This is a genomic window from Sphingobium sp. UBA5915, assembly GCF_002431195.1.
GTDB lineage: Bacteria > Pseudomonadota > Alphaproteobacteria > Sphingomonadales > Sphingomonadaceae > Sphingobium > Sphingobium soli.
The window spans coordinates 26,433-37,492 of sequence record NZ_DJDV01000044.1; the positions used below are offsets into that span (position 1 = coordinate 26,433).

An 11,060-nucleotide genomic window follows, 5' to 3' on the forward strand; every position below is an offset into this window, starting at 1 on the left:
CGCGAGCGGCGGATCAATTGGCCTTGGCTCGATCCGCCGCCCCATTTTGTTGGCTTGCAAACGCCGCAATTGATTCGCATTAGTCTTCGCGCTATCGCGGGCTGACGGAAAGGGAGGCGCTGTCATGCTGCAAGCGGCAAGCGAGCCGAGCGATACGGACGATGTGGCGATCATCTTCGAGCCAGTGGTGAACGTCGCCAGCGTTCGGACCATGTCGCAACGGTCTGTGCCCGGTGAACGCTACGGAGTCCGTTCTCGTCCGAATGTGCCTGTGATCATTACGATCCTGTTGATCCACATCCTGCTGATTGGCGCGCTGGTGCAGATTCGCAGCCATGTTACCAAGGCGCAGGACGCGTCACTGACTGTCGTCAACCTTAGTCCGCCACCCCCGCCGCCCGCTGAGGAAGCGCCGCCCCCGCCGCCGTCCCGGCCCGAAGTGGTCGCGCCGCCGCCGATCGTGCAGACACCGGTGCCGCCGGCACCCCAGATACGCACGACACCGGACGTATCGCCTCCGCAATCTCCAACACCGGTCGCGATCGCCGTTCCTGCTCCTTCGCCGGTCGTCGCCGCGCCGGTCGCGGCGCCCAGCCTAGTCCAGGGGGGCGACCTTGGCGCGCAGATGATTGCCGGCAAGCCGCCCCGTTATCCGGTTGAAAGCCGTCGCAAGCGGGAGCAAGGCACTGTTGTCTTGACCCTGACATTGGGTCTGGACGGTGCGGTTGAAAATCTGGTCGTTACGCAGAGCAGCGGCTTTTCCCGGCTCGACAAGGCTGCCAGCGAAGCGGTGCGCGGCTGGCGCTGGAAGCCGGTGCTGCGCAGCGGCCAACCGGTGCGCGTGCGTGGCGTCGTGGAAATCCCCTTCATCCTGCGGACCGACGCCGCCTGACGGACAGCCCTTCAGCCCATGCTCATCCCCATTCCCGACCTACTCGACGCTGCCGGCGTCGCCGCCATTCGCGACTTGATCGACGCCGCCGATTGGGTCGATGGCAACATCACCTCCGGCCACCAGTCGGCCCTCGCCAAGCATAATCTGCAATTGCCCGAAGACAGCCTGGCCGCGAAGCGAGCCGGCCAGATGATCCTCGACGCACTCGGACAATCGCCACTGTTCATCGCGGCGGCGCTGCCGCTGCGCATCTTTCCGCCGCTGTTCAACAGCTATGCGGGTGGGCAATCCTTTGGCGTCCATGTCGACAATGCCGTGCGCATTCAGGCCGGCACGGGCTTTCGCGTGCGGTCTGACCTGTCCGTTACCGTGTTTCTGGAACCGCCCGAAGCCTATGAGGGTGGCGAGTTGACGATCGAAACCCAGTTTGGCGTGCAGCAGGTGAAGCTCCCGGCCGGGCACGCAGTCCTCTACCCTTCATCCTCGCTCCATCGTGTGGAGCCGGTGACAAGCGGGCGACGGGTTGCCAGTTTCTTCTGGCTCCAGTCGATGATCCGCGACGATGCGGCGCGGCAGATGCTGTTCGACCTGGATCGCAGCGTCCAGGGTATCGCCGCGCAGCTGGGGCAGGATCATGTGGAAGTTATCCGCCTGACCGGCGTCTACCATAATCTGCTGCGGCGCTGGGCCGACGTCTAGGCCGCGCGCGGCTCAGATGTCCTGCGCGATGCGGCCATACAGGTCCGGCCGGCGATCGCGAAAGAAGCCCATGCCCGCGCGATGGATGCGCGCGCGTTCCAGGTCGAGCGTTGCGACCAGCGCACCATGGTCCTTCGCATCCGCTTCCGACACATAGTCGCCCCATTCGTCGCTGATGAAGCTGTGGCCGTAGAAGCTCTGGCCGTCTTCCTCACCAATGCGATTTGCGGCGATCACCGGCATGCAATTGGACACGGCATGACCGATCATCGCCCGCCGCCACATGCGGCTGGTGTCAAGGTCCGCATCATAGGGTTCGGAGCCGATGGCGGTAGGGTAGAAGAGCATTTCGGCCCCCATCAACGCCATGCACCGTGCGGTTTCGGGATACCATTGGTCCCAGCAGATGCCGACGCCGATCGTGCCGTACCGCGTCTTCCACACCTTGAAGCCGCTGTTGCCAGGCCGGAAATAATATTTCTCCTCATAGCCCGGCCCGTCGGGGATATGGCTCTTGCGATAGACGCCCATGATCTCCCCTTGATCATCGATCATGGCGAGCGAGTTATAATGATGGTGGCCGTCGCGCTCGAAATAGCTGGTGGGGATATAGACGCCTAGCTCTTTCGCCAGCTTGCGCATGTCCTGCACGGCGGGGTGCTCGTCCGTCGGCAGCGCGTTGGCGAACAGCGCTTCGTCCTCCACGCGGCAGAAATAGGGGCCTTCGAACAACTCCGGCGGCAGGATGATCTTGGCCCCGCGCATCGCCGCCTTGCGCACATGATCGGCGACCAGAGCGATATTGTCAGCCCTGTCGTCGGAAAAGGAAAGCTGAAGTGCGGCGACGGTAACCTTGGTCATTCTGTTTCCCGATAGATCAGAGCGATGGCATCTGCTGGCTGCAGCAATGAAAGCTGCCGCCGCCCGACAATATGGCGTCGCTGCGCAATCCTACAATCTCCCGACCCGGAAAGAAGGCGCGGAAGGCGTCGAGCGCCGCCTGGTCGTTGGGCTGGCCATAAATGGGCACGATGACAGCGGCGTTTCCGATATAGAAATTCATGTAGCTTGCCGGAATCGGCTCGCCATCGACCAGCACAAGCCCGGGCGAGGGGACATCCACTACCTCCAGCCCGTAAGCCTGTGCGCGGGCGCGCGCGTCGGCGTAGATGGCGGCATTGGGATCGTCCGGGGTCGTGGCGACGGGAAGCGCCAGAACGCCCGGCGCAACGAAACGCGCCAGATTGTCGACATGCCCGTCGGTATGATCGTTGCGCAATCCGTCGCCCAGCCACAGCATGTCCGACAGGCCCAGGCTTCCCGCCAGCAATGTTTCGATCTTCCCGCGATCGAGGTCGGGATTGCGATTGGGGTTGAGCAGGCATTGCTCGGTCGTCACGAACAGGCCCGTGCCGTCGGTGTCGATCGCCCCGCCTTCGAACACCCAATTTTGTGTTGACGTGGGAAGGTCGGTGGTCGCCGCCAGCCGCGCGCCGATATCCTCATCGCCCGGCATTTGATATTTGCCGCCCCAGCCGTTGAAGCCGAAATCGACCAGCGCGCGTCCGCCTGTGCCGTTCAGGACGGCGATCGGCGCGGTGTCGCGCAGCCATACGTCGCCGAGGTTCGCGACAACGATGCGGACAGATGCATCGACCATTGCGCGGGCGGCCTTTGCGTCCTCTTCATGGGCGACGACCAGCCGCACCTGCTCGCCCTTGCCGCCGCAATGAAGGGCGTTGGCAAAGGCGGCGATCTGCTGGCGTGCGCCATCGAATGCGCCGGGCCATTCGGCAGGGTTGGTCGGAAAGCCGATCCACGTCCAGTCGTGCGGCGCCCATTCGGCGGGCATGCGGAAGGTCATGTGCAATATCCTTGCCCGGCCTGACGCGCCGGATCATGATGGGTCGGAAAGGGTGCGCGCTCCATAACGCGCGATCACGGATCTGGACAGAGGGTTGCGATGATGAAGGCGGGTATCCCGACAGTGGCGATGGCCTTGCTGCTGTCGCTTTCGCTGTCGGGCAAGGCATGGGCGGACGAACTGCCCGAATGGCTGACTGGCGAATGGGTCCAGCAGCGCGGCGATCGCTGGGCGGAAGAAGTGTGGACGCTGCCGCGCGGCGGCACGATGATCGGCGTTGGCCGCAACGGGCGCGGCGAAAGCCTGTTGGGCTGGGAGGTCATCCGCATCGTCCGCGATGGGGCGGGCGATGTGATGCTCTATGCCGCGCCCGATGGTGGACCGGCGACGCCATTCAAGCAGGCCGAGCAGGGGGTGCGCGACATCAGTTTCGCCAACCCCGATCATGAGTATCCGCAACGCATCCGCTATTGGCGCGAAGGACGGCTGTTGATGGCGGAAACGTCGCGCATGGATGGATCGCAAACCCAGAGTTGGACCTATTCCCCGGCCGGGAAATAGGTCCTCTCCTCTGGCTTATTGACCGGCGCGATCCTTGTCGCGGATGGCGCGAAACTCATCGCCCTCGACCCAATTGGGCCAGTCGGTCGTTTCGGCGAGCGCGCGACCCACGTCATAATAAAGTTTGAGGTCAGCCGCGACACCGCTCCAGTCCCAATTGGGATCATATTCGTCCTTGGGGCCATGATAGCGGTTCTTGGTATAATCCTCGGCCGCCGCCATGCCGGCGGCGGTGCCGCCATTCACCAGATCCTCGCCGCCTTCAAAATAGAGCATCGGCAGACCATGCTTGGCGAAGCTGAAATGGTCCGAGCGATAATAATAGCCCTTCTCCGGCGTCGGCTCCACCGTCGCGACCCGGCCCTGCGCGGCCAGAGCGCGGTCCAGATAGGCGTCTAGCTGCGACTTGCCCTTGCCAATTACGACGACATTCTTTGCCAGACCGGCGACACTGAGCGCGTCCATGTTTACGCCGCCGACGGTCCTGGAAAAGGGGAAGACCGGGTTTTCGCCATAATAAGCCGACCCCAGCAGCCCCGATTCCTCCGCCGTCACCGCCAGGAAGACCTGGCTCCGGTCGGTCGGCCCAGCCTTCACATTCGCTTCCGCCAGGGCGACGAGCGCAGCCGTGCCGGTGGCGTTGTCGACCGCGCCGTTGCAGATGTCGTCGCCGTCGGGCGCGGCCTGGCATCGGCCCAGATGATCCCAATGGGCGCTGTAGAGGACATATTCGTCCGGGCGCGTCTTGCCGGGCAGCAGGGCAACGACATTCTTCGAGCTATGCTTGCGCAGGTCATTGTCGAAGGAGACGTTCGCCTTGACGCCCGCCAGCGGCACTGCCTTGAATCCGGGCTGCTTGGCGGCACGCATCTGCGCGTCCAGATCCATGCCCGCGCTGGCGAACAGCGCCTGCGCCTTGTCCTTCTGGATCCAGCCGATCGCGGCGGACTGGTCGGCATTGCCATTGGCGCTGTCGGCGACATGCTGCGCACCGGTCCAACTGGACTGAACGACGTTCCAGCCATAGGCGGCAGGCACCGTGTCGTGCACGATGATCGCGGCGGCGGCGCCCTGTCGGGCCGCTTCCTCATATTTATAGGTCCAGCGGCCATAATAGGTCATGGCCCTGCCGTTGAAGATGCCCTCAAGGCCGCTTGTCTCATAGTCGGGATCATTGACCAGGATGATGACCGTCTTGCCCTTCACATCGACGCCGGCATAATCGTTCCAGCCCTTTTCGGGCGCGTTGATGCCATAACCCACGAACACGACCGGGCTGTCCTTCACCGCGATATGCGGCTGGGCCGTGCGATAGGTGCCGATCACCATTTCCGGGCCATAGGCGGCGGTGACGGGAGCTTTTCCACCGCTAAAGCGCAGCGGAGACACATTTTTTGCGGTGATTTCGACCAGCGGGACATCCTGGAACCAGCTGCCATTGTTACCGGGCTTGAGCCCCAGCCTGGCAAATTCCGACGACAGCAGCGCCAGCGTCTTCTCCTCCCCGGCCGATCCGGGCGCGCGGCCTTCATAGGCGTCCGAGGACAATAGCTGCACCAGCCGTTTCATCGTGTCGATGGATGGTGTCACGCCGGAAGCAGCAGGCTGAGCCGACGCGCTTTCTGGCGGCGCGTCGGACATGGTGGTGCAGGCCGGAAGAGCCAATATGGCGGCGATCGCCAGAATGGAACTGCGCATGACTATGTCCCCTTTTTCTTATCGGTAAAGGGGTGATGCCACTGGGCAGCGGGGAGAGCAAGCAAGCCGTTGCCAATATGTCCGCCTTGGCTTAGCCACCGGAATCGAGGGGATTTTGTGGGGGAATATTGGAGATGAGGGGAATCGCGAAAGCTGCGTGCATCGCGCTCTGGTTGGCGGGATCGGCTGCCACGGCTTTGGCGCAGGGGCAACCCGATGCCTTGGCCAAGGCCTTTGGGGCGCGTGAAACCATTTCGTCGGCCAGCCTGTCGCCTGATGGCCGAACGATCGCGCTGATCGCTTCGGGACCCGGACGGACAAGTCGCGCCTATGTTCTTGAGGCGCGCGAAGGCGCTGACATAAAGGTCGTTGCCTCGACCAGCGGTCGGCCCGAATATCTCCAGCGCTGTGACTGGGTATCGGCCGACCGTCTTGCCTGCCAGATATTTGGCGAGCAACGCTATGGCGATGATGTCTATGGCTCTTCCAATGTCTTTTCCGTCAGCGCCAATGGTGCAGACACCAAATTGCTGAGCCAGCGGCGCGGTGCGAATGCGCTGAGCTATGATTTCAGGGGCGGCGATGTGATCGATCTGCTGCCCGGCGATGAGGACGCCGTTCTCATGACACGATCCTATGTGCCCGAAGCCACGGCTGGCAGCCTCATTGAAAAGAAGCTGGAAGGGTTGGGCGTTGACCGGATCGACACCCGCAGTGGCTCGGCCAAGCGGATCGAATCTCCTGATAAACTGGCGGTCGATTACGTCTCTGACGGGCAGGGCCAGGTCCGCATCATGGCGCTTCAGGAAAACCGCACGTCCGGTTATGCCAAAGGCACCTATAAATTTCTCTATCGGCCGGTGGGAAAGTCGGGATGGAGCAATTTGTCCCTATACGATACGCGGGACAATAGCGGTTTCTACCCGGTTGCCGTCGATCCGACAAAGAACGTCGCTTATGGGTTTGAAAAGATGAATGGTCGCGATGCGTTGGTCACGGTCGCGCTGGACCCAAGTCTTGCCAAGACGGTCATATTCTCGCGCCCGGACGTGGATGTGAGCGCGCTAATCCGGGTGGGTCGCGACCGGCGCGTAGTCGGCGCCAGCTACGTCACCGACCATCGCCAGGCAGTCTATTTCGACGAACAGGCAAACGCGCTGGTGTCGTCGCTGGGCAAGGCATTGGGCGGCAAGGCCATCAACATCAGCGACATGAGCAGCGACGGCAACCGCGTCCTGATCTGGGCTGGCAGCGATGTCGATCCCGGGCAATATTATCTGTTCGATCGCGCAGCGCGAAAATTGTCTCCGGTCATGCCTGATCGCCCAGAACTTGCCGGACGCACGCTCGCCGTCATGCAGTCGATCCAGTATCAGGCGGGCGACGGCACGATGATCCCGGCCTATCTCACGCTTCCGCCCGGCAAAGAGACGGCAAAGGGCCTGCCGGCTATCGTCCTGCCCCATGGCGGCCCGGAAGCGCGGGACGAATGGGGTTTCGACTGGATGGTCCAATATTATGCGGCACGCGGTTTCGCCGTGCTGCAACCGCAGTTTCGCGGCTCGGCTGGCTTTGGCGAGGCATGGCTGATGCGCAACGGCTATCGTTCGTGGCGGACCGCAATCAGTGACGTTGTCGATGCCGGGCGCTGGCTGGTGGCGCAGGGCATCGCTAACCCCGATAAGCTGACGATCGCGGGCTGGTCTTATGGCGGGTACGCAGCATTGCAGGCGCAGGCGGTCGATCCTGCGCTGTTCAAGGCAGTGGTGGCGATCGCGCCGGTGACGGATTTTGCCGATCGGATGCGGCGCAGCCAATATAGCGCCGACTATCTGCTGCAACAGCAGCGCATGGGAACCGGGCCGGAGGCTGCAGAGGCGTCCCCGTCCAATCATGCCGCCGCATTTCGCGCACCGGTGCTGATGTTCCACGGCACCGACGACAGCAATGTCGACATAAGCCAGGCGCGGATCATGCAAGCCAAATTGCAGGGAGCCGGCAAGCGCAGCCAGTTGATCACCTATGACGGATTGACTCACAGCCTGATGGACAGCGATGCGCGCGCGGACATGTTGCAGAGGAGCGCAGATTTCCTGATGGCCGCTGGAAAATAGCGCCTGTTTTTCTACGCCAGCATCATTTCAAGCGCCGGGGTCAGATGTTCGCGCGGTCCGTTATCGGTGCGCACGATCATACGGGCGGCGAGGCCATGTTCGCGCGCGAGGCTCAGACCTTTTCCGGGGCCGGCGACAGTGATCGCCGTGGCCCAGGCGTCCGCCATCATGGCGCTGTCGTGCAGCACGGTGACGCAAGCGACGCCATTTTGGATCGGCGCGCCTGTCCCTGGGTCGATGCTGTGGGACAGTCGCTTGCCCGCGACCATATGAAAACGCCGATAGTCGCCTGATGTGGCGATCGCCAGTCCGCTCAGGGCCACGCGCATCGGTGGCAATGCCATGCCGGGTGGCGTTTCCATATCCACCCACCATGGCTGGATATCCGGCTTGACGCCTGCCCCCCGCAATTCGCCGCCAATCTCGATCAGGAAATTGGCTGCCCCCAGTACTCGCAGGGCGTCGGCCACGGCATCGACGGCAAAGCCCTTGGCGATGCCCGAAAAATCCAGCGCCACATCGGCAAGGCGGCGAGCGCCATGATCGCCCACTTCAACAGAAGTGGCGGCGCTACCGCATGCGGGGGCTTCGTCGGCGACGTGCGGGCCGAAGCCACATTGACCGACCAGTTGGCCAAGGGCGGGATCGAACGCGCCGCCCGACAATCGCGAAATGTCCATTCCGGTGCGAAGCACTGTCATCATTTCGACAGGCAAGGTCATCCAGGCGCCGATCGGCTGCCGGTTGAAGCGGCTGATGACCGAATCTGCGTCCCAATTGCTCATCTGGGCGATGACCATGTTCAGCTTCGTCCTGATGGTCATCTCCGCATCTGCCGGCGGATCGACGATCGATGCGGACCATGTCGTGCCCATCGTCGGGCCGGTAAACCCCGTGATCGCACCCAGCCTTTGCCTGCCGCCGAAAATTTCGGGCGACAGGCCTGGCGCGATCGCAATGCGAGGGGCGGTCGTGACAGTGACGGTCAGGGCGCCTGCACCTCAAGCGTCGTAACGTAGGAGGCCCGCCGCTGGCTTGGCGGTGCATCGGCTTCGCCAGCGCCTTCGCGCCGGCCGCCCACAGTGGCATTCAGCCAGAACATGCCAGGTTCCGGCCAGGTAACGGCAATCTTGCCGTCCTGGTCGGCGGTCAGGTCCATCTGCCCCAGGCTGTCGCGGTAGCGAATGCCGCCAGGGATCACTGTGACGCTCAGGCCCGATGCCGGCTTCCCGTCTAGCAGGAACTGAAAGGTCGCCGCTTCGCCCGCAACAAGATCATTGGGATGCGTGACCGGCACCATTTCGATGCCGTCGCCCTTCGGCCTGAACAGATTGGTGGTGGGCGCACCCAAGGTCACGAAAATTTCGTTGCGGTTGATGGACTCATTGGCCTGCACGTCGGTCGCGCCTGCGGGAAGAGCACTGGCCAGCTTGTCCCTGGTGATGCCACGGGGCAAGCGTTCCCGCTTCCCGTTCAGCATATAGCTGCCCATCAGGCGGTTCGCCACCGAGGCGATGCGGTAGGTTCCAGGCTTGGTCAAATGGACGTCGAACGTCGAGCGGTAGCGGCCCTTGGCGCCGTTTTCGATCGTCCCCGCGGCACCATCCGGCTCGGTAATTACGATGCCATCTATCGGTAGCGGGAAATGCTCGAAATAGAACAGGTCGTTGGAAATGGCGGCATCGACCGTGACCCAGCTTTCCGTGCCAGAAAGCGATGTCGCCGAAGGCAGCATCCATTGGCGATGCGCCTGCGCCAGGCCCGGTGTCAGCAGCAACGCAGCAATTGCTGCGGTCCATAAAGTCCTTTTCATCATCGCCCCCTTCATTTGCCGAATGTCAATGTGATGGCACCCAGTTCGCTTGCGCCCTTTGCCCGGACGGTCGTCCCGGGCTTTGGCGGCCAGGCGAAAGGCAGGCGCAGCACTTCACGTCCGCCCACTTCACGCGCCGCTTCAACGATCATCGTGTAATTGCCGGGTGTCAGAGACCCGAGCGGCCCCTTGCCCGAAGTGAAGGCGAGCTTCTGTTCGCCAGGCGCCCGAGTCGCGCCAGTCACGCCATCGGCCGGGAACGTCATCGTTCGACCCGAGGCCCGCCACCATTGCCGCACATCGCGCAGCCATTTGGCGCCTTCGCCATTGCGCATGTCATAATCATACCAGACCGACAGGGTGCGTGGTGTAGCGCCCTGCTTTTCGATCCACACGGCGACATAGGGTCGGTGATATTCGGCGACGGTGAGGCGCGGGATGGTGATGGACATGGTCAGCGTTTGAGCGTGGGCGGGCAAAGCGGCGGCACTGGCCGCCCCGGCGGCCGCACCGGTCAAAAGCAAGGAGTGACGAAGCTGCATGGGTGATGATCCCTTCAATGAATGAAGATGATGGCGACGATGGCCGGGATGGCGAGGCCGGCAGCCACCAGCGGCCATGTGCTGGGACGCCTGCGCGCATGGAGTTGCAGCAGCAGCAGTCCGGTGAGCGCGAACAGGAAGCAGGCCACAGCAAAAATATCGATAAACCATTTCCACGCCGATCCCGCGTTGCGGCCCTTGTGGAGGTCATTGAGGTAACTGATCCAGCCGCGGCTCGTGCTTTCGCTTGTCACCTTGCCGCTATGGCGGTCGATTGCGACCCAGCCGTCGCCACCGGGGCGAGGCAAGGCCAGGTAGACTTCGTCCGCCGACCATTCGGCATCGGCCCCGCCGCTTTGGCCCATTTCCTCATCCAGCCAGAGCCGCACACCGTCGGGCAACGGCTTTTTGGCGTCCGGCGCGTCACTGACGGCGATCTGCGCCAGCAAGGGGGCGGGCAGGGTGCCGCTTCGCTCAACAATAGTGGGCGCGCCTTCGACGTCGGCGGCGTGGTTGAGAGTGATGCCGGTGAAGGCGAACAACAAGAGCCCGATCAGGCTGACGGCCGAACTGATCCAATGCCAGCTGTGCAGTTGCTTCATCCAGAAGGCCTTGGCGCCGCGTCTGGTCTTTTCCCCTTTGCCTCTGCTTGGGGTGTGGGAAGTGCCATGCATCGAGATAAGTCGCCCCGTATCAACACCGTCGCAATAACGCGAACGACTCGCAGTTGCAACGGATTCTCGCCGGCAGGAACGTCATAGCGGGAAATGCCGCTCATCGCGCCGTGGAAAGCCGATGATCCACCGCGTCGCACCAAGTCGTTTTCTTGACGTTATGACGTTGCCGGTCTAGCGTAAGCGCTGTCCCAGCCCCA

11 protein-coding genes are annotated in these 11,060 nt (G+C 62.9%); 4 read left to right on the forward strand and 7 right to left on the reverse strand.

Annotated elements, in window-relative coordinates; genetic code table 11:
- Nucleotides 1-124 precede the first annotated feature (124 nt).
- Complete coding sequence (locus tag B2V90_RS06185) at nt 125-892, forward strand: energy transducer TonB (RefSeq protein WP_228222765.1); 768 nt, start codon at nt 125-127, stop codon at nt 890-892.
- Between the two features lie 18 nt (nt 893-910).
- Nucleotides 911-1,594, forward strand: a complete 684-nt coding sequence (locus B2V90_RS06190) for a Fe2+-dependent dioxygenase (RefSeq protein ID WP_009822185.1) — start codon at nt 911-913, stop codon at nt 1,592-1,594.
- 12 nt (nt 1,595-1,606) lie between these two features.
- On the opposite strand, the gene aguB is transcribed toward B2V90_RS06190, so the two are convergent.
- Both aguB and B2V90_RS06200 read right to left on the reverse strand, forming a co-directional pair.
- The gene (gene aguB / locus B2V90_RS06195) at nt 1,607-2,455 is read right to left on the reverse strand and encodes an N-carbamoylputrescine amidase (protein WP_228222766.1); all 849 of its coding nucleotides are present in this window, start codon (nt 2,453-2,455) and stop codon (nt 1,607-1,609) included.
- A gap of 16 nt (nt 2,456-2,471) precedes the next feature.
- Nucleotides 2,472-3,458, reverse strand: coding sequence for an agmatine deiminase family protein (locus B2V90_RS06200; RefSeq protein WP_228222767.1), 987 nt, complete (start codon nt 3,456-3,458; stop codon nt 2,472-2,474).
- Between the two features lie 99 nt (nt 3,459-3,557).
- Between B2V90_RS06200 and B2V90_RS06205 the strand changes: the two genes are divergently transcribed.
- Nucleotides 3,558-4,019 (forward strand): DUF6265 family protein, encoded by a 462-nt coding sequence (locus tag B2V90_RS06205; protein WP_228222768.1) that lies wholly within the window; start codon nt 3,558-3,560, stop codon nt 4,017-4,019.
- 15 nt (nt 4,020-4,034) lie between these two features.
- Here the strand turns inward: B2V90_RS06205 and B2V90_RS06210 are convergent, their stop codons facing one another.
- Nucleotides 4,035-5,717 carry a M28 family peptidase gene (locus B2V90_RS06210; RefSeq protein WP_228222769.1) on the reverse strand — a complete coding sequence of 561 codons (1,683 nt, stop codon included), beginning with the start codon at nt 5,715-5,717 and terminating at the stop codon, nt 4,035-4,037.
- 134 nt (nt 5,718-5,851) lie between these two features.
- Here B2V90_RS06210 and B2V90_RS06215 point away from each other — a divergent pair, with 134 nt between their 5' ends.
- The gene (locus B2V90_RS06215; protein ID WP_228222770.1) at nt 5,852-7,831 is read left to right on the forward strand and encodes an alpha/beta hydrolase family protein; all 1,980 of its coding nucleotides are present in this window, start codon (nt 5,852-5,854) and stop codon (nt 7,829-7,831) included.
- Nucleotides 7,832-7,842: 11 nt separating this feature from the next.
- Here B2V90_RS06215 and B2V90_RS06220 read toward each other — a convergent pair whose 3' ends face one another.
- From B2V90_RS06220 to B2V90_RS06235, 4 genes are all read right to left on the reverse strand, one after another.
- Nucleotides 7,843-8,706, reverse strand: coding sequence for an FAD:protein FMN transferase (locus B2V90_RS06220; RefSeq protein ID WP_228222771.1), 864 nt, complete (start codon nt 8,704-8,706; stop codon nt 7,843-7,845).
- A gap of 110 nt (nt 8,707-8,816) precedes the next feature.
- Nucleotides 8,817-9,647, reverse strand: coding sequence for a DUF4198 domain-containing protein (locus B2V90_RS06225; protein WP_414711577.1), 831 nt, complete (start codon nt 9,645-9,647; stop codon nt 8,817-8,819).
- A gap of 8 nt (nt 9,648-9,655) precedes the next feature.
- On the reverse strand, nt 9,656-10,186 hold the full coding sequence (locus B2V90_RS06230; protein WP_009822176.1) for a DUF2271 domain-containing protein: 531 nt from the start codon (nt 10,184-10,186) through the stop codon (nt 9,656-9,658).
- 14 nt (nt 10,187-10,200) lie between these two features.
- A complete protein-coding gene (locus tag B2V90_RS06235; RefSeq protein ID WP_228222772.1) occupies nt 10,201-10,860 on the reverse strand; it encodes a PepSY-associated TM helix domain-containing protein in 660 nt (219 codons plus the stop codon).
- Nucleotides 10,861-11,060: the final 200 nt, after the last annotated feature.

Bases quoted from the DNA above. Each gene is read 5' to 3' on its own strand.
- B2V90_RS06185 (WP_228222765.1), top strand. From the start codon at position 125: ATGCTGCAAGCGGCAAGCGAGCCGAGCGATACGGACGATGTGGCGATC.
- aguB (WP_228222766.1), bottom strand. From the start codon at position 2,455: ATGACCAAGGTTACCGTCGCCGCACTTCAGCTTTCCTTTTCCGACGAC.
- B2V90_RS06230 (WP_009822176.1), bottom strand. From the start codon at position 10,186: ATGCAGCTTCGTCACTCCTTGCTTTTGACCGGTGCGGCCGCCGGGGCG.
- B2V90_RS06235 (WP_228222772.1), bottom strand. From the start codon at position 10,860: ATGCATGGCACTTCCCACACCCCAAGCAGAGGCAAAGGGGAAAAGACC.
- B2V90_RS06215 (WP_228222770.1), top strand. From the start codon at position 5,852: ATGAGGGGAATCGCGAAAGCTGCGTGCATCGCGCTCTGGTTGGCGGGA.
- B2V90_RS06225 (WP_414711577.1), bottom strand. From the start codon at position 9,647: ATGATGAAAAGGACTTTATGGACCGCAGCAATTGCTGCGTTGCTGCTG.
- B2V90_RS06210 (WP_228222769.1), bottom strand. From the start codon at position 5,717: ATGCGCAGTTCCATTCTGGCGATCGCCGCCATATTGGCTCTTCCGGCC.
- B2V90_RS06205 (WP_228222768.1), top strand. From the start codon at position 3,558: ATGATGAAGGCGGGTATCCCGACAGTGGCGATGGCCTTGCTGCTGTCG.
- B2V90_RS06220 (WP_228222771.1), bottom strand. From the start codon at position 8,706: ATGGGCACGACATGGTCCGCATCGATCGTCGATCCGCCGGCAGATGCG.
- B2V90_RS06200 (WP_228222767.1), bottom strand. From the start codon at position 3,458: ATGACCTTCCGCATGCCCGCCGAATGGGCGCCGCACGACTGGACGTGG.
- B2V90_RS06190 (WP_009822185.1), top strand. From the start codon at position 911: ATGCTCATCCCCATTCCCGACCTACTCGACGCTGCCGGCGTCGCCGCC.